The sequence below is a fragment of the Anabaenopsis arnoldii genome (assembly GCF_028331025.1).
GTDB lineage: Bacteria > Cyanobacteriota > Cyanobacteriia > Cyanobacteriales > Nostocaceae > Anabaenopsis > Anabaenopsis arnoldii.
The window spans coordinates 34,464-53,277 of the sequence record NZ_JAQMUH010000010.1 but is presented as its reverse complement, the minus strand read 5'-3'; the positions used below and the strand labels follow the sequence as shown (position 1 = coordinate 53,277).

The following is an 18,814-nucleotide window of genomic DNA, read 5'->3' as shown; positions in this document are numbered from 1 at the left end:
TATTCTTAGTAAGAAAAATAGCCCATTAAAAGACCATTGTCCGTATAAAATCTTCCTTGTCCACTTTCCTTCCTTGTCTTCGGTAGTCTTGCCTTCACAGATCATATTAAAAACCTACCCTTGTAAGGAAGGGGGTGGGGTGAAACAATAGTTGATACACTAATCATGACTTATCAAACATCCTCTAAGCGATGTTGGTTGGAAGAATTATTACCATAAAAAAGCAGATTATGTTTTGGCACTCAAGGCCAATCATCCCACCTTTTTCCATGATCCTACCTTATGCTGGTTGCAACCCTGATCAAACCTGCTGTATTTCTAATCATTAAGGTGTGTCAAATAGCGAAAGTTGACCCTGTTTTTTGAGTCTCCAACTGTCTTCCCCTATACGTTCGGCGATATCTTCCAATACACTTAAAATAGTTTGATTTTCCGGTGTATTTCCGTTTTTCAACAATGGTAACAGATGCAGAACTATTGTATCAAAACCTGGATGATTATTTTCTCGTTCCATTCTTCTTAGATAACTAATTAAATAGTATTTAATTCTCAGTTTTACATCAATATGTGACTGGAATTTTGTATCTTTCTTCAAAGTAAATAGTTCAGGTTTTTCGTCATAGTCAAAATTACCTATTAAAATCGGCGTTAAATCTGAATACTCTTTTTTTAACAAATCTAAGAAACCTAACTCTAAACCTTTAATAATTAGTTCATCGTTAATTTGCTCCAATGAAGCCCCATCATTTTTAGCAATAATTCCTTCAATAGTTTCAATGACAATTTCTGCAATATCCATTCCTAAATTAGCTTTCATGATAGTTCTAGGACTACGAACTTTGCGGAAATTAATTATTAATTGTCCTGACAAAACTGTAAAAGGATTTTGTCTTTTCTTAAAACTTGTCTGTCCATTTTTTTGCGGTACTGCTCCAATATATTCAAATCCGCACTTTTCCGCAGTATCAATAATTAAATGCCAAAATTCAGGATCTTTATGGGCGAATACAAATGATAACCAACGGTCAAATTTTAACACTCTATACATTTCTTTAATGCTAGCGGCTATCAGGTTATTATATTCATCTTTAGTTTTTTTATGTTCTCCTCCTTCAATTGCTTCTTGTTCATAGTCTTTTTCTGTGACTTTTAAATCTAGCCACCCATTCCACATGACCGATAAGTCTAAATAGGGTATTTTTTTACCATAGGGAGGGTCAGTGTATATATAATCTACACTTTCAGAAGCAATAAAACTTAAATCTGTGGCTGAATGTTTAATAATTTTTGCATGAGAAATGGTTTTTTCATTAATGTAATATTCCATCTCTTTTTTAGCTGATACTATTTTTTGAAATCGCAGTTCAAAATATTTGATAATATCAAGGTCTAAGGGTTTAGGTGCAATTCTATAGCGATAATAAACAAACAGAGAACAATTACCACCGGGACGAACAAGACGATTTGAAGTATGATATGTGAGATTTAGTCTAGTTATGAGTCCAGAAAACATTAACATCAATGAATCTTTAATGTTTTTGTCTTTCTCTTTTTGAATAATTGACTTTAATAAACCTAGCTGTGCTAAGTGTTTATCACTAAATAACTGTTCTACTGTTTCGACATCTGAACCTTTAGGTAATTTTAAACCTTGAGGATAGGGGTATTTTATCAATGCTTTCTTTATTTCAGTTTCTGTAGTGGGTTCTTTTTTTTGATATTCTTTTTTAACTCTTTCAAAAGCTGCTGAAAGTTCATTAAAATCTACAGGAGCAATTAAGGAATTAACGATAAAGACCGCCATAGGATTAATATCTATGCTAATGGCTTTTCTGTTATTCATTAAAGCTTCAATTGCTGTTACACCACTACCCCCAAAAGGATCAAGAATTAAATCTCCAGGTTGACTAAAATTTTTTATATATTCAGCTACTACATTCCAAGCTTGTTTAGTAAAATATCCATGAACGCCAAAATGTCTTCTTGCAGCTCGTTTGGTTACGGGAATTTCTGCTAATAAAGGACGGGTGTTATAATTAAAATTACCTTGATGTTTAACTGTAGCTGTAGTATTTTCATAACTAAAGTTTTTGCCAGATTGAAAGCTATTATGTGAAAGATATTGATTTAATTTTTCCCAATAAAATTCAATTTCATCAAGGGCAAAAAATAGAATAGGTATGTCAGTTTCGGGAGTTTTAAATAGAGAAAATTCTACGCCATTACAAAGAGCAAAATAATTAGTCCTAATTTCCGGGTGGATAGCATAACTATAAACTTGCTCTATATGCTCACATGATTTGATATTTTGATTGGGTGATTTTGCATCAAGCACCCAAGCAAATTTATTTTCTAACTTCAAAACATAATCAGGAATAAGATTTACCGGGCGTTTTTTACTACCAATTTTTAAAAAAGGATGTTGTAATGTTTTACTACGAACTATATTTATTTCCCTATAACCAAGTGCTTTTAAAATCGGCAAAATAATTACTTCCCTAACACTATCTTCTTTAAAATCTGGGTCGGATTTGAGACGATGAAAGTTCAATTCCGCAAAAAGATTCTGCATTTTGATGTTTCCTCCTCTATCAGGGTAGATGAAATTTTGGATTGCTATACTTCTAAAATTTAAATAGAAGTTATGCTGGATTTTAGCAGCATTCAATTTCTAATTTGAACTCCCCTCCTGGCTCGCAGCGGAGGGGGTGGGGTCCAATGACCCTAACCAATTAAGCGAACTTGAGAGAGCGTAAACTTTCCACAGTAGAAATAACCTGCTGTGCGACTATATCCATCTGTTCAGCAGTATTAAATCGTCCCATCCCAAACCGCAGGGAAGCATAAGCTAATTTTTCCGAGTGTCCCAAAGCTGTCAGCACATGGGAGGGTGCTGTACTGGTGGAGGAACAAGCAGAACCAGAAGAAACCGCCATGACTGGTTGTAACCCTAACAATAACGCCGCACCATCTACCCCCTCAATACTAATATTCAAATTTCCCCCTAGTCGCTGGGTGGGATGTCCGTTGAGGTGAATCCCCGATAACTGTGAGAGCTGTTCCCATAACCTTTGTCGGAGTTCCCCTAGGCGTTGATTTTCTGTTGCTTGGGAGGCGATCGCTATTTCCACAGCTTTACTAAAACCGACAATTTGCGGTGTATATAAAGTTCCCGAACGCATCCCCCGCTCATGTCCACCGCCATGTAGTTGCGGTGCGAGTTTAACTCTAGGGTTACGTCTGCGGACATATAAAGCCCCAATCCCCTTGGGTCCATATACTTTATGTGCGGTCAGGGACATCAAATCAACTTTCATCCCCTGGACATCCAAGGGAATTTTACCAATAGCTTGGGCTGCATCTGTATGAAAAATGATATTTCTTTCCCTACAAATTTCCCCAATTTCTGCCAAGGGTTGTAATACGCCTATTTCGTTATTAGCCGCCATGACTGATACTAAAATTGTATCAGGACGCAAGGCCTTTTCTAACTCAGTTAAATCAATTAAACCATCTGGCTGGACTGGGAGAATGGTAATATCAAATCCCAAAGATTTTAAATAATTACAAGGGTCAAGCACCGCACTATGTTCTGTCGCTACGGTGACAATATGCTGACCCTGTTGAAAGTAAGCCTCAGCTACACCTTTAATGGCTAAATTGTTGGCTTCTGTAGCACCACTGGTAAATACGATTTCTTCGGGTGTAGCATTAATAGCTGTGGCTAAAATTTCCCGTGCTTGTTTGACAGCTGCTTGCGCTTCCCAACCGTAAACATGACTAATACTAGATGGATTGCCAAAGTGTTCTGTAAAATAGGGCATCATGGCTGCTAATACCCGTTCATCTACAGGTGTAGTAGCGTGACAATCAAGATATATAGGACGGATAGACATAAACTAACTGCTTTGACTGAGTTTTTTTCAATAGTTATAATTTTGTCATCTCCTCCTCCTTGGTTAATCCCAAGATCCCCGACTTCTGATGTATACGCTCGCTGAGTTGGGAGTTGATCAAAGAAGTCGGGGATCTCAAACAAGATTTCCTCCTTGGTTAATCCCAAGATCCCCGACTTCTGGTGTATACGCTCGCTGAGTTGGGAGTTGATCAAAGAAGTCGGGGATCTCAAAGCGCTAATTCCCGTAACTTAGTTAATACTGCTTGTCCATGACCTTTAGTTTTAACATTGGGCCAAGTATAAGCAATTATCCCATCTGGTGAGATGAGAAATGTTGACCGGGCTACACCCATATATTCTTTACCCATGAATTTCTTTAACCGCCAAGCGCCATAGGCTTCTATGGCCTGGTGTTCAGGGTCACTTAACAAGGTAATAGCTAAATTATGTTTGTCAATAAACTTACAATGAGCTTTTGTGGAATCTGGACTTACACCTAATATTTTACCTCCCAGTTGGCTGAACTCGGCAGACAATTCCGTAAAGTCCTTGGCTTCGGTGGTACAGCCAGGGGTATCATCTTTGGGGTAAAAATATAATATAACCCATTGACCGGGAAAATCACCCAGGCTAACGGTATGATTATCTTGGTCAGGGATGGAGAAATTAGGCGCGAGTTGTCCGGTTTGGGGAATGTCACTCATTATGTATTTTAGATAGCCATCTGATCAAAATTTTACCTGTATGAGGGGAGGTGAGAAATAGCCACAGGGAATTTTTTCATCTTCTGTGACAATATCTTAGTAAGTGGCTTTGGCGAAAAGAGCGCCTGAGCGTCAGATTTTCCACCCAACTTAAACACCACCATCATCAACAATGCCATCTGAATTTAACTTTTTCCAACAGTGGTATCCCCTCTCACCAGTAGAAGATATTGACCCTCAACGACCAACACCAGTCACTCTGTTAGGAATTCGTTTAGTTATCTGGAAGCCTAAGTCATCTGAGACTTACCGGGTATTTTTAGACCAATGTCCCCACCGCCTCGCTCCTTTGAGTGAAGGACGTGTTGAGGAGAAAACTGGTAATTTAATGTGTAGTTATCATGGTTGGGAATTTGATTCTCAAGGGGTGTGTACTCACATTCCCCAAGCGGAAAACCCAGAAATTGTGACTAAAAATCAAAATAATTACTGTGTAATTTCACTACCAGTTCGCCAGGCTAATGATTTACTTTGGGTTTGGCCTGATGGGAACTCAGCAGCACAAGCAGCCAATACGCCCTTACCCCTGTCACCTCAAATAGATGCTAATAAAGGGTTTGTGTGGTCGTCTTATGTGCGGGATTTAGAATATGATTGGCAAACTTTAGTGGAAAATGTCGCAGATCCTAGTCATGTCCCTTTTACTCATCATGGGGTACAGGGTAAAAGAGAAAATGCCGTACCCATATCTATGGAGGTTGTACAATCCACTTCAAAGTTAATTGAAACAGTGATTAATAGAGGTATGAAAACTACAATCACCTTTGTACCTCCTTGTCGTTTGGAGTATGCCATTACTTTAGGGGACTCTGGGGAGAAAAAACTGGGACTTGTCACCTACTGCATTCCTGTATCTCCGGGTAAGTCCAGAGTTGTCGCCCAATTTACCCGCAACTTTGCCAAAACACTCCACCATATTATACCGCGGTGGTGGACTCATGTCAACACCCGTAATCTGGTACTGGATGGAGATATGATTATTTTACACCAGCAAGAAAAGTTTCTGCAAGACAAACAAGCATCTGCAAGCTGGAAGAGTATCTATAAACTAGCTACAGGTGCAGACCGTTTGGTAATTGAGTTTCGTAATTGGTTTGATCAGTATTGTGGCGGTCAGCTACCTTGGGAAGAAGTAGGAATTAGGATCGCACCTACCCCCATTAATGATCAGCGTGCTGTATTACTTGATCGCTATTCACAACACACTCGGCATTGTCGCAGTTGTCGTAACGCTCTTAAGGTTATACAACGCTTACAAGTGGGATTATTAGTATATAGTATAACTACTATTGCTGGAGTTGCTTTACTTCCTGATGCTTTGAGAATTAAGTTAGGTTTGCCCTTAGTAATCACAGCAGCATTAAGTATGGGAGCTTACTCCTGGCTGAAATTCCAGTTAGTGCCTCAGTTCTACTTTGTAGACTATATCCATCCCCAAAAGCAATAGTTGACCGTAATTATATATAAACTTAACATATGCGACGTGATTTTAGTAACCGCGATGAGTTAATAGCCTACCTGGGGGAACAATTCCCCCATGCAGCCCAAAGGGATGGTCATGTGAGTGAAACCGTGGGAGGGCGTAAAGCTGCACAGAAATTACTAAAACAAGTAAACCCGGTAACCTACGCGAAAACACGTAATTTTTTAAATGGGGCTGTCACCAGACTTTCACCCTATATTCGTTATGGAGTGTTAAGCTTGGGCGAGGTGCGGGATTATGTGTTAGCAAAAGTACAAGACCCCAAAGATGCGACTAAGCTAATTAATGAATTGGCTTGGCGTGACTATTGGCAGAGATTGTATATGAAACTAGGCGATCGCATATGGGAAGACCAAGAAGAATATAAAACTGGGTACACCCCAACAGACTACGCCCCCAACTTACCAGCAGACATCAGCCAAAGCCAAACAGGAATGGTGTGTATAGATAGCTTTAGCCAGGAATTACGCTCAACCGGCTACTTACACAACCATATGCGGATGTGGCTAGCCGCTTATATTGTCCATTGGCGGCGCATTCGTTGGCAAGCCGGAGCCGAATGGTTTTTACAACACTTGTTAGATGGTGACCCAGCTAGTAATAATATGTCATGGCAATGGGTAGCCAGCACCTTTAGCCATAAACCCTATTTTTTCAACCGTGAAAACTTAGAACGCTATACCAAAGGTGTTTATTGTCGCCAGTGTAACCTTCATGGTCATTGTGACTTGGAAGGTAGCTATGAACAATTAGAAAAGAGACTGTTTCCCCGGAGTAAATTTACCAAAAACCCCAATAGTCAAAGTTGGCAACAAGGCAAAAGAAGTAAAAAATGAGTCAAACAATAGTTTGGGTACATGGGGACTCACTGAGTTCACAAACCGGAGCATTACAACAATACCCCCATGCTCCAGCCATCTGGGTATGGGATGATGCCTTAATTGAAGAATGGCAAATCAGCCTCAAACGGATCACATTTATTTATGAATGCCTATTAGAGCTCCCAGTCACCATTCGCCGTGGTAACGTAGCCCAAGAAATTGTAGCATTTGCCCAAGAACATCATGCCGATGTAGTAGCCACAGCAGCCAGTCCCAGCCCCAGATTTAAGCATATTTGCCACCAAATAGAAACATCATTAAATTTAGAAGTCTGGGAAACCGAACCATTCTTAGAATACGATGGCTATATAGACCTGAAAAGATTCTCCCGGTATTGGAAAGTAGCAGAACAACAGCTTTTTGAGTGAACTTAGCCTTTGCGCCCCTTTGCGCCGGACTTTGCGCCCCTTTGCGTTTAAATATTTGCCCCCTCAGAAAAAATGCCAAAAACACTTGCTGAAGCTCAAAATCTACTTTCCGACCTCATCACCCGCTACTCATACCGAGTAGACTATTTACTGATTCGCCTAGAGCAAGCAGAAGGAACCGACATTTTGTTGCGCGGAGACAAAATAGAAACCCTCAGCGAAAGCATTTCTATAGGCGGACATATTCGAGCTTGTTATAAAGGTGGCTGGGGATTCAGTAGTTTTAATGAGTTAGGGACAATTAAAGAACGCATGGAAGAAGCGATCGCAGCGGCTCAGATGATAGGTGATGAACAAACTATACTAGCCCCCATTGAAGCAGTACAAGCAGTATACCAGCTACCCCTGACCGGGAGTGACCCCCGTCAAATTCCCATTGGGCAGAAAAAAGAACTGTGCGATCGCTATACTGATGTATTAAAAAGCTTTGATCATCGCATTACCAACACTTCAGTCCGCTATGCTGACAGCGCGCAAAAAGTGATTATTGCTACCTCTGAAGGAACTCTGATCGAGCAATCTTGGGTAGATATGGAAATGCGGTTTTCCGCCACAGCCAGAAACGGCGCTACCGTGCAAACAGGCAGGGAAACTACCGGTTCTCGCCAGGCTTACGAAGATTTAACTGCTTTCGATGAACAAGTTAAAAGTGCCGCCCAAAGAGCTGTTGCTGCCTTAACTCTACCATCAGTAAAAGCCAATACCTACACAGTGGTCATTGACCCAGTGCTGACAGGTTTATTTGTTCACGAAGCCTTTGGACATCTTTCTGAAGCCGATATGGCTTACGAAAACCCAGACCTATTGGAAGTCATGAGCATGGGACGGCGGTTTGGGCCAGAAGAACTACAAATTTTTGATGGTGCCGCTCCCCTAGGGCATCGTGGTAGCTATTTGTATGATGATGAAGGTACACCTAGTACAACTACGCAACTGATTCAAGATGGTATTTTGGTAGGACGTTTACATTCTCGTGAAACCGCCGGCAAGTTAGAAGAAGCCCCCACCGGTAATGCTCGTTGTCTTAATTATCAGTTTAACCCCATTGTGCGGATGACTAACACCTGGATTGCCCGGGGAAAAACCCCAGTTGCAGATTTATTTACTGATCTCAAACAAGGTGTATATGCCCGTAACTGGCTAGGTGGTATGACCAACGGGGAAATGTTCACCTTTACTGCCGGAGAAGCGTGGATGATTAGAAACGGTAAACTAGCCGAACCCGTCAGGGATGTGACACTTTCGGGTAACGTTTTCCAAACCCTGGCGGATATTGAATCCGTGGGTGATGACTTTTATTGGGATGAGTCTGGTGGTTGCGGTAAAGGTGGACAGAATGGCTTACCTGTTGGTTGTGGTGGTCCGAGTCTGCGAATTCGTGATGTGGTAGTTGGAGGGGAAACCTGAAGCTCCACCTCCGCTAAACTCGCCACTGTTAATTTGATTCTTCTAAATTTGATTCTTCTAAATTAGAGTTCGTTCTTTCCTCTCGCACTTGGCGCAACTGTTGTATTAATTTTTCACTAGATTCTAGAGTGGAAGACAGCGAACTATTATTAGGTTCGGGTGTAGTCTTGGCAGTAACAGCCTGTGCAGGTGCTGACTGCTCATTGGGGACTCGCAGTTCCGGTAATGGTTTGACGGTAGTTGCAGCAGTGTTACCGTCTTTTTTGAAACTGAGATTGAATGGATAAATGCTGACTTGTTGATCTCCTCGAGGAGACTTAGTAGCAAAATATTCTCTGGCCTTTGATTGCAACTCAGTAGAAACTAATCCCTTGGGGAATTTAATATCTAAAACCTGCCCTTCAGTACCCACCACTAAGAAACCCCACACTCTGCCTTCAAGCCGGGGCTGATTGACGGCAATGGTGTCGCGGATAACTGGTTTTTGTTGGGAATTGGGGTAGTCTTGCTGAATTTCCTCTCTGATATCCTGATGTGAGTTCAAGTGGGCGATCGCGCCTCGCGCAGTGCCGGAGTCCATCGTTCCCCGGGCTGCATTTACTTTCTCGACAGGGGTCTCTGGTTTTGTGTCCCTAGATTCCGACTGCAAGGGAGTGCTTTGATGACTCGGTTGCTCAGGTTGTTGTCGGCTTTCCTGAAGACGAGCTATGAGGGCTTGATTTCGACGACTTTCACCGGCATTATTCACTGCTGCGGTGGTAGGGCGGGTATTTGGTAAATCCCCTGGTACTGGAGATGGAGTTAGTTTTGGCAATCCTTCTACAGGTATTGGTTTCACTGCCACTTGTATTTCGCTGTGATTAAAAGTTCGCGTAGAAGGGGTGAATTTTTGAGCGGCAGCATTAAAATTAGAGGTAAATCGATATTGCTCTCCAGGAACCTCAGATTCAACCCTAGGGGCTGGTATAGGTGTAGCAGTCCTCTGGGGCGAGGAAACATTCCGATTAGGAGGAGGAACAACCTGATAATTCAGTGTTGTCCTCATTGGCGGCAAGACAGGTTGGGTATAAGCAGATGATGGTAACGGCGGTCTACTTCTAGGCATATCCAGATTCGGAGGCGGAAGTGGCGGTCTTGGAGGTAGTGACCATTCTGCAGGTAGTGACGGTAGGGATGTTTCAGGCGGTATTTTGGGATTTTCTGGCAGACGCGCTTGATCAGCTTGGCTTAATTCCAAGATACCAACTGATTTGGCTACTTCTGATGGTTGAGATGAATTAGAATCTACAGGCATCAATGGTACAATCAACGCAATAGCACCGTGGATGCCAAGAGAGGCTATTACTGCTATCCCAGTTGGTCGGCTGAGAATTTCCGGTATATTTTTTAGCAGGGAGACGTAGGACATAGCTGTTATCGTTCACTCGGCTGGGTTGCGGTTGACTAGCAAAGCAATTTTATCTTAACTACAAGAGATGCATCCTGCTCAAAATCATGACTTCCTATGCCGGGACTCAAAATGTCGCAATAGGGTGGTTTTCAAGTTTCTAACTTTTCCATGAGACCGGGGACAATCACCATTATTGAACTGCAATTTTTATGAGGAGTTGCACAATATGGACACTGAATCTAAGGTAGTTGCCACTGGTCGCTATGGCATCAGGCTAAATATATAACTATATCTATTGCAGTTGCTGCTCTGATTAGCCAACTATCTTAGCTTGATTTACGTTCTTTTGGCAGGGGAATTTATAAATTACGCCTAGGCTTTGTCATTATACCACATTAAGCCAAGGGTACTTCCTCCACCTCCGGTAAAGTTTCCAGAGACAGGCGAGTTGAAGGGCTACCACCGGATAAACGCTTTAATAAGTTGGGTCTGGGGTCGTGTAACAAGTATATAATGCGATCGCCTACTAACCATTCTTGACTAGCTGGCACTACCTGTAGACGGTTTTCTCTTTCCAGCAACAACGGAATCAAATCTCCGCTCTTAATCTTGTCTTGGATACGCTCTTGTTGTTTGGTAAATTCGGGAGCATTGAGTGTAGTTGTCCCCAACTTCACTCTGCCATCGTTGAGATACTCATTCCAAGTCTTAATGGCTAACTCCGTGCTAAAAGCTTGGTTAACCTTGTGACTAGAACTAGAATTAGCTTGGGGTTTCCGGGGAAACACTGCCAAAACACGCGGCGGGCTAAATTCTTCAGCCGCCCGTTGAGCCAAGACAAAGTTCACCTCACCATTATTGGTCATAGCCAGGAAAGTTCCCACAGAAGCCAGTCCAGCTTCCTCCAAAACAGAAACATCCAATCCACTGCTAGAAATCACCGGAATATCTTCCGCCGCTGCTTTGGCACAACGTTCTTGGTCAGTATCAATCATGACTACTTTTTCTCCCCGTTCATGAAAGAAACGCGCAACCAACAAGCTCAAGGGATTACAACCCACAATCACCGCCCCTGTGGCATCCTTAGAGGTGATACGCAGCCATTTAGCAATTGTTCCGGCTGTTAACCCTTGGCAAACCACCGTCATGATAATTGTCAAGAACACCAGAGCTTTGATAGCATCACCACCATTAATACCCCGCTGTGTCAACGCAATGGCAAACAAAGACGCCACAGAAGCACTGACAATACCCCTAGGAGCCACCCAACTTAAAAATACTTTCTGTCGCCAATTCAGGTTACTGTTCCAAGTACAGCAAAGAATGTTAACGGGGCGAACCACGAACATAAGCACTAAAACAGTCAATACACTGCCCCAACCCAAAGCAAACACACTGGCAATGGAAAGGTCTGCCGCCAGGAGAATAAATAGCACCGACACCCCCAGAATTGTCAGCTGACCTTTAAAGCTGCGTAATAGACGCTCTTCTGGCACTGAGGAGTTAGCAAATACCGCACCAGCGATGACCGTAGTCATAATTCCTGATTCACTCCTAATCGTCTGTGCCAAGGTAAATAGACCCCACAGAATCGCCAGCACCACTAGGTTTTTTAACTCTGATGAGAGAAAATTAGCGCGTTTGAAAATCAAGCTCATCAAGTAGCCCCCGGCTCCACCAATTGCCGCACCAATTCCCAGACGCATCAGTAAGCCGATGATGGCATTTATGGGGTCAGCATCGCCGTTAGTAATGGTGTCGAGGACGACGAATGCCAGAATAGCCCCTACAGGGTCGATTAAAACTCCTTCTCCTTCTAAAATAGTTGCCACTTGACGATCTACGTTGATTTGTTTGAGCAGGGGACTGATGACAGTTGGCCCTGTGACTACAATGATGGAGCCGTAGAGAAAGGCTATATTCCAAGGAAATTCCCCCAGCCAGTGGGCTGCCATACTACCGCCAATTAATGTAATCAGTGTTCCCAGGGTGACCAGCAATTGTAGGCTAACTGACACTCTCCCCAGTTCCTCTATATCCAAATTGAGTCCGCCTTCAAATAAAATTATTGCCGTTGCTAGGGCAACAATCACTTCCAGACCAGCACCAAGGACATGAGGATGCAACAATCCCAGCCCATCGGAGCCTAGCAGAATGCCTAGTAGTAATAACAAGACAATACTCGGTAAGCGGAAGTATGCAGCCAAGACCTGGGCGGTAATGCCTGCAACAACCACGCTGACCATTTGTAGGGTGATTTCAAAAGATGCTTCCATGTTGTAGATTTTGAGCTATGTATTTCAAAATCTTTTGTAAAGAATGGTAAATATTACTTCTACAGCGTACAACATCCCATCCTTTGTCCCCAGCGAAATCCAGAGTTTTTTCATACTTAGTCGTCTATCTGACTTGAATGGCTGACTGCTAGGGCAAAAATTCCACAGTCCTCTAGTTAGTATCAAACACTGGTGAAAAATCAACAGCTACATTCATCGCTGCTCATCCTATGGCTTTGTGTTCTGGATGCACAAACTCCAATATCAGCTATGTATTGTCGTCCATCTTAGCCGGGAAAATTTTTTTTGCAAAACCTATTGACATCCACTAGAAAAGTAATTAGTATATATAAAGTCTGAGTCTTAAGCCCCCATCGTCTAGAGGCCTAGGACACCTCCCTTTCACGGAGGCGACGGGGATTCGAATTCCCCTGGGGGTATTCCACAAATATAAACCAAAATAATCTTGTTGATATTTAATCAGCCTTTTCTGCGAAAAGGCTGATTATTTTTGAGGCAGAAAAATACTGAATGAATGCTCAGGGTCTATTCAGCAGTTTGCCATAACTCCTCTACACGCTGGTGAATAGCTAAAAGATTTAACCGCAAATCATCGCTGAGGCGACGTTCCAGGATTGTGATTGGCATCGTTAGTTTGGGGCAAACTTGAATGGTATAACACAAGGTAGTTCCAAATTCCTCACCCCGGGAATCAGGCTCTAAACACCAGATACCAGAAAAGTCCTTAAAATCTCCCTCTACCATCGAGAAATTAATCTGTTTAGGGAACTGTTCTTCCAAATCCAAAACCACACGGGCGCAAAAATTGAACTTGAGTAAGCGCACAGAGCCGATTTGTTCTAGTCGAATACCACCGTGAGGATGCTCTAACAAGCAACTTTGAGCCAGATTGGGAATGAATTCAGACAAGGCTTCATAGTCTGTTAGCACTTTCCAAATCCGTTCAACAGGGTGAGGAATTTGGATCTTAGCCGCAATTTTTCGCTTTCTTTCGGCTATTTTCTCAATTTTAACTGCCACCTCTGGTAAAGTAACTGGCTCAACAGCCAAATTGTTTTCTAGACCTGTTTCATCTCCAGCAGGGCACAGAGCAAGGTTTTCTCGGATTTTTGATTTTTCAGTCACTTTCGGAATTTGGTTGGCTTTGATCGGGAAATTTGGCCACATTCAGGATGAAACAAATTTCCCACAAGAGGGAAATTTGATCTGGGAAGACACTCTCAACGGCGATCGCCCCATTCCACACAAAGTCATGGGACTCACCAGCTTTAAGGATAAGACAATTTTAACAAAATATGTGCCCATGAAATTTATGCTCTTATTCTGAATGCAGCCTCCCGGAAATGGGCTGCATCCACGGAAATTTCCCACTAAGTGGCTAAACTTTCTACACTCAAGGGAACCATATCACCATTTCTAGTTAGTCCTAAAAACATCGATTCTTGGGGATGAATTAATTGACCCGTCAGTACACAATGTTCTTCTTTCTCAGCTGTAGCAGGTACACTAGCTCGAATATCGGAGCGGGAAAATCCTGGTTTCCACTCACCTGATTTTTGTTGTACATAGTTCCAGAGGATCTCTCTAATCAAGGCTTGATATCCCTGGTTATGGGCTATTTCTTTAAGTTTATCTTTGAGTTCCCTTTCTAGGCGGATACTGGTAACTTCCATTTCAGTAGTGGGAGTGCGAGCGATCGCATGCATAACTTTTGCTCCTTCCATTTGTGGACAGTCTAGTAATACAAGTGTAGTATCTTTAGAGAAATGTTAAAATAGATAAAAGCTGTTAAAGTAGTGTACTTATCTTTCACACCACTCCCTTGTCACAACCAATCAACATTAATGAGTCAGTAATAATACATCACAAGCTGGATTTAGGGACACTGACAGGGGGATCTTGAGCGTCTACTTTAGGAAGATACAGGTGAGATAATATATTGAATTTTCCAGATCATACCTGCAACCAAAACACAGCTAAATTGGTTTGAAGTTCGTCTACCTCAAGATTGATTAACGGACAAATATAGACCAATATAAATCAAATAAATTCAAATAAATTCAAATAAATTCAAATAAATTTCATTCTCCGGGTTGATACAAGTGTGAGTGATTTACTCATAAAATAGTACTGAGACATAAAAAAGGAGAATTTACTAAGTAAGTCAAGCTATTTCATAACGTAACCAATCAAAGAGCACATATTAATAAATAAAGCCTTTTTCAGGCTCATGAAGTACACACCAATTCCCTATTCCCTATTCCCTGTTCCCTCAAACTAAAAAAATTGTACCTCACGAGCATGGGAAATGCTATAAATAATTTCACACCCATTCTTTACTACTAAAGGTATTCATTGCTCATTAGTATGTGCAACCATCACGGTGTTAAAGCTGTTATTGAGGATTGAAGATGAAGAATTATCATGTGATTTTATCCATTTTACACCCAGTGCGTTTTATAATTGTGGCTTCTGCCTGTGTCCTGCTATTTTTCTCCAGCGCCTCAGCTGCTTTTGCCATCAGTAGTTATCAAAGTGATCCTCAAGAAGGCCCGACACAGCTTCTGGAAACGCAACGCCAAACTGACGAGGTAGCTAAATCCAAACCATTGGGACTCAAAGAAACTCAAGAAAAGTCAATCAAAGGACTCAATGAAGTTCAGGGAGACGCTGACATAGACAAGATGAAGACCCCTGAAAATTCACAGAGTTCAACTTCAGTAGAACAGAATGTTAAGAACCTTCTGGAAAAAGTGACAGGTAATTAGAAATACATTAGCGTTTGTACCCCGGTTGTTTGAATTAATCGGGGGTTTTAAATATGAATTTTTTATCTGTTTGTCTACTTACCATGTAGAGAAGATACAAGTGAGCAAAATAGCAAAATAGAGTTTTGTGGGACTTGTACACAGTGAGATTATATTATAATATAATCAATATAAAATCAGGAATTTTCTGGCTCTTGTAGTTTTCGGTGCAAACGGAAAAATGGGTGAGCATTTACCAAAACTTACTATATAAGTAAATCCCCAATCCCAATTCAGTGTTTTCTACCATGATTGAGCGAGAGCCAATGTTAATTAAGGGAAGTTTCGGGGCTAACTTAACATTATTTATTGTGCAGTCGCGCCTGTCAGATGATGATCTGCTGCTTAAATCCCGATTGCCCAAATCCCCTCAATCCCGACACACAGAAGTTATGCCAAAGTTGTAGTACCCCCTTGGTACCACTTTTGCGAAATCGCTTCCGTGTGATTCGGTTGCTTTCCGATCAGGGGGGATTTGGCAGAACCTATTTATCCGAGGATACAGATAAACTAAATGAACGTTGTGTGGTCAAGCAATTAGCGCCGAAGTTTCAAGGAACTTGGTCGCAAAACAAAGCAGTAGAATTATTTGCTCAGGAAGCAAAGCGTCTGCAAGAGCTAGGAGAACACCCACAAATACCAACTCTTTTAGCTTATTTTGAGCAAGACGACTGTTTGTATTTAGTACAGCAGTTTGTCAATGGGCAAAATTTGTTAACCGAGTTGCAACGGCGAAAACTATATAGACCGGCGGAAATTAAAGCAATTTTGCTGCATTTATTGCCTGTCCTCAAGTTTATCCATGACCGTGGTGTGATTCACCGGGACATCAAACCAGAAAATATTATTCGACGACATGGTGACGGAAGATTAAGCCTCATAGATTTTGGTTCCTCGAAGCAGTTAACCACCAGAGCACCGAAGAACATGGGGACATCAATTGGTTCCCATGGTTATTCGCCATTGGAGCAAATTAGAGATGGTAAGGCTTACCCTGCTAGTGATTTGTTTGGTTTGGGGGCTACCTGCTTTCATTTACTAACTGGAATTGCTCCCTTTCAGTTGTGGCTGGAATATGGCTATGGTTGGGTGACTAATTGGCGACAATATTTGCGAAGTCCATTGAGTACTGAATTGGATTATGTTCTCGATAAGCTGTTGAGAAAAGATATCGAGCAGCGTTACCAATCAGCCGATGAAGTCATGAAAGACTTGAACCCAAAACAACCACTAGCACTAGCAAAAGTAAGTAAATCTTCGGAAAAAATACCGGTAACTCAGATTTCATCTTTACCAATCCAATATAGCTTACTGAAAAATATAGTTTTAGTCAGTGCCTTGATGATGTTATTTGGGATTGAAGATTCTTGGTATCAGCAATATCAGCGCTTTCAGACTGTGTTATTGTCTACATTGACTCAAGATCATAGTAGTGGTGGCGGGTCAGTTACCGAAGGGTCTCCCAATTCAAGTTTCAAGAATATTACCTTAGCTAAAGCTCTGGAAGGTCATGAAGATGTGGTTTTATCTGTGGCTATTAGTCCCGATAGCCAGATTTTTGCCAGCAGTGGGGAAGGGAGTATTAAAGTTTGGAATTTAGTTACAGGCGAGGTAATTACGACGGTCAATAGCCGACAAAGGGTGAATGTCGTAGCTATCAGCCCGGATGGAAGTACTTTAGTTAGTGGTGGCGATGATCAAACTATCAAAATTTGGAATCTTCCTACTGGTGAGTTACTTCGCACCCTCAGGGGACATTCCGATTCAATTCACGCCTTAGCCTTTAGCCCAGATGCCAGCACTTTAGTTAGTGGTAGTGATGATGGTACTATTAAACTGTGGAATATGGCCACGGGAAGGTTAAGAGGTACGCTCAGAGGTCATACATCTTGGGTGCGTTCACTAGCTATGAGTGCAGATGGTGTAACTCTAGTCAGTGGTAGTTTTGACAAAACTATTAAAATTTGGGATCTGCACAGAGCAGTTTTGCTCCGCACAGTTGAGCAAGATGGGGAAATAGTTACAGGTGTGGCTTTGAGTCCAGATGGTCAGACCCTAGCTATTGCTAGTCGCGATGACTCCGGCGGTAAGCTACGCACGATGACACTTGGGGATTTAGGGACAGAAGGGAAAACCCAGACACTAGCAGAGAATATCGAAACTGTAACATCCATTGCTTTTAGTCCCGATAATACCACTCTTGTTAGTGGTGGGCGCGATCGCGAAGCGCAGCTGGAAGCAGGTCGCACAATTAGACTTTGGGATTTAGCCACAGGTCAACAAATGCGTACACTTGTGGGACACGCGGATACTGTCACCGCCTTGGCTATCAGTCCTGATGGTCAGACTCTGGTCACTGGTGGTGAAGACAATACTATCATCCTTTGGCGAGTCCCTCAGTAAGAGATGTTGCATATAGCTTGCAATTGAGTATCTCGTTTGCTTAATATGAGTTCCAAGAAACACCCAACACCGACGAGATAGTAAACTGTGGAAAACAACTGGCTAGATTGACTTTGTACATTGTTGCCCAGTCATAAGTTCCCATATATCAAAACCATCTGCCTTTAGCAGTTGTAGCAGACTTTCTTAGTTTTAGAAAAGACCCTTTCTATATACCTTGAGTTGCAAGTATATGGCTCGCTTGATATGGGTATCCATCAAAATTAGACCTGATGGGCTGAGGATGTCTATTTTGCAGTTAATTGTATAATTAGACACTAACACTATTACTTTGGTTCGATGTCGCTATCATGGAAAGAATGATCTATAACCTATTGAGATTGGGAGATACCAGCCATACCTGACAACAAAGTATTTTACTGTTAATTGCGACGGTTATGGTATAAAAGCCAGCAATCAAATATTAGGTTACGGAAGATGAATGGTAAATTATTGACACCATTTCAACGCCAATTATTACTCAAAAAGTTGGCAGAAGATATACCAGAATTATACCGCCAACGGATTTCAATTATGCTGTTGGCAGATGAAGGAAAATCACAAAGGGAAATATGTCGTACTTTAGGATGCTGTTCAGCTACCGCCAGACACTGGATACATATAGCCCGTAGTGGGAAAGCCCACGAATGGGAAACATCACCAGTTGGTCGTCCGAAGGCTATCAATGAGGAATATATAGCACGCCTTGAAGAACTTGTCAACCATCATCCCCACGACTATGGTTATGGTTTTCGGCGTTGGACAGCTAACTGGTTAAGTAAACACTTAGCTAAAGAGTTTGGACTGCAATTGAGTGAATGTCATATCAAACGCTTACTCAAACAAATGGGACTATCCACTAAAGGTAAATCTGAAACTGCATCAGAAAATACCCATGAAGGTGTGACTTGCCAAATATCTATTACTGATATCACAGGAAAATCTAGGGGAAATACTAATGCATTTGTACCGATTCAATTGCTGAAATTTCATAAAAATTAAATAGCTATCATCCCC

Annotated in this window: 15 protein-coding genes and 1 tRNA gene; 9 read left to right on the top strand and 7 right to left on the bottom strand. The window is 41.9% G+C overall.

Annotated elements, in window-relative coordinates; translation table 11 throughout:
- Positions 1–325: 325 nt before the first annotated feature.
- The 3 genes from PN457_RS01080 to bcp all read right to left on the bottom strand — a co-directional run bounded on the left by PN457_RS01080 (position 326) and on the right by bcp (position 4,602).
- On the bottom strand, positions 326–2,572 hold the full coding sequence (locus PN457_RS01080) for a DNA methyltransferase (protein WP_271730737.1): 2,247 nt from the start codon (positions 2,570–2,572) through the stop codon (positions 326–328).
- Between the two features lie 160 nt (positions 2,573–2,732).
- Positions 2,733–3,896, bottom strand: coding sequence for a cysteine desulfurase family protein (locus PN457_RS01075; RefSeq protein WP_271730736.1), 1,164 nt, complete (start codon positions 3,894–3,896; stop codon positions 2,733–2,735).
- A 229-nt stretch (positions 3,897–4,125) separates the two neighbouring features.
- Complete coding sequence (gene bcp / locus PN457_RS01070; RefSeq protein ID WP_271730735.1) at positions 4,126–4,602, bottom strand: thioredoxin-dependent thiol peroxidase; 477 nt, start codon at positions 4,600–4,602, stop codon at positions 4,126–4,128.
- Between the two features lie 172 nt (positions 4,603–4,774).
- Here bcp and PN457_RS01065 point away from each other — a divergent pair, with 172 nt between their 5' ends.
- The 4 genes from PN457_RS01065 (at position 4,775) to PN457_RS01050 (ending at position 8,861) form a co-directional block, all read left to right on the top strand.
- The gene (locus PN457_RS01065; RefSeq protein WP_271730734.1) at positions 4,775–6,109 is read left to right on the top strand and encodes an aromatic ring-hydroxylating dioxygenase subunit alpha; all 1,335 of its coding nucleotides are present in this window, start codon (positions 4,775–4,777) and stop codon (positions 6,107–6,109) included.
- Between the two features lie 29 nt (positions 6,110–6,138).
- Entirely contained in the window at positions 6,139–6,981 is an 843-nt protein-coding gene (locus PN457_RS01060) for an FAD-binding domain-containing protein (protein WP_271730733.1), read from the top strand.
- The gene (locus tag PN457_RS01055; RefSeq protein ID WP_271730732.1) at positions 6,978–7,394 is read left to right on the top strand and encodes a hypothetical protein; all 417 of its coding nucleotides are present in this window, start codon (positions 6,978–6,980) and stop codon (positions 7,392–7,394) included. The genes PN457_RS01060 and PN457_RS01055 overlap by 4 nt, the downstream gene beginning before the upstream one ends.
- Before the next feature lie 72 nt (positions 7,395–7,466).
- Positions 7,467–8,861 carry a TldD/PmbA family protein gene (locus PN457_RS01050; protein WP_271730731.1) on the top strand — a complete coding sequence of 465 codons (1,395 nt, stop codon included), beginning with the start codon at positions 7,467–7,469 and terminating at the stop codon, positions 8,859–8,861.
- 28 nt (positions 8,862–8,889) lie between these two features.
- Here the strand turns inward: PN457_RS01050 and PN457_RS01045 are convergent, their stop codons facing one another.
- Both PN457_RS01045 and PN457_RS01040 read right to left on the bottom strand, forming a co-directional pair.
- Entirely contained in the window at positions 8,890–10,269 is a 1,380-nt protein-coding gene (locus PN457_RS01045; RefSeq protein WP_271730730.1) for a hypothetical protein, read from the bottom strand.
- A gap of 377 nt (positions 10,270–10,646) precedes the next feature.
- On the bottom strand, positions 10,647–12,527 hold the full coding sequence (locus PN457_RS01040; protein ID WP_271730729.1) for a cation:proton antiporter: 1,881 nt from the start codon (positions 12,525–12,527) through the stop codon (positions 10,647–10,649).
- Between the two features lie 367 nt (positions 12,528–12,894).
- Here PN457_RS01040 and PN457_RS01035 point away from each other — a divergent pair.
- Positions 12,895–12,967: transfer RNA gene (locus PN457_RS01035), tRNA-Glu, on the top strand.
- Positions 12,968–13,073: 106 nt separating this feature from the next.
- Here PN457_RS01035 and PN457_RS01030 read toward each other — a convergent pair.
- Positions 13,074–13,673, bottom strand: a complete 600-nt coding sequence (locus tag PN457_RS01030; protein WP_271730728.1) for an SRPBCC family protein — start codon at positions 13,671–13,673, stop codon at positions 13,074–13,076.
- 76 nt (positions 13,674–13,749) lie between these two features.
- On the opposite strand from PN457_RS01030, the gene PN457_RS01025 reads away from it, so the two are divergent.
- The gene (locus tag PN457_RS01025) at positions 13,750–13,875 is read left to right on the top strand and encodes a hypothetical protein (RefSeq protein WP_271730727.1); all 126 of its coding nucleotides are present in this window, start codon (positions 13,750–13,752) and stop codon (positions 13,873–13,875) included.
- A gap of 43 nt (positions 13,876–13,918) precedes the next feature.
- Here the strand turns inward: PN457_RS01025 and PN457_RS01020 are convergent, their stop codons facing one another.
- Positions 13,919–14,254, bottom strand: coding sequence for a ribbon-helix-helix domain-containing protein (locus tag PN457_RS01020; RefSeq protein ID WP_271730742.1), 336 nt, complete (start codon positions 14,252–14,254; stop codon positions 13,919–13,921).
- Positions 14,255–14,959: 705 nt separating this feature from the next.
- Here PN457_RS01020 and PN457_RS01015 point away from each other — a divergent pair.
- From PN457_RS01015 to PN457_RS01005, 3 genes are all read left to right on the top strand, one after another.
- Positions 14,960–15,316, top strand: a complete 357-nt coding sequence (locus PN457_RS01015; RefSeq protein WP_271730726.1) for a hypothetical protein — start codon at positions 14,960–14,962, stop codon at positions 15,314–15,316.
- A gap of 372 nt (positions 15,317–15,688) precedes the next feature.
- Positions 15,689–17,758 carry a serine/threonine-protein kinase gene (locus tag PN457_RS01010; RefSeq protein ID WP_271730741.1) on the top strand — a complete coding sequence of 690 codons (2,070 nt, stop codon included), beginning with the start codon at positions 15,689–15,691 and terminating at the stop codon, positions 17,756–17,758.
- Positions 17,759–18,235: 477 nt separating this feature from the next.
- Positions 18,236–18,799 carry a helix-turn-helix domain-containing protein gene (locus PN457_RS01005; RefSeq protein ID WP_271730724.1) on the top strand — a complete coding sequence of 188 codons (564 nt, stop codon included), beginning with the start codon at positions 18,236–18,238 and terminating at the stop codon, positions 18,797–18,799.
- The last annotated feature ends 15 nt before the right edge of the window (positions 18,800–18,814 follow it).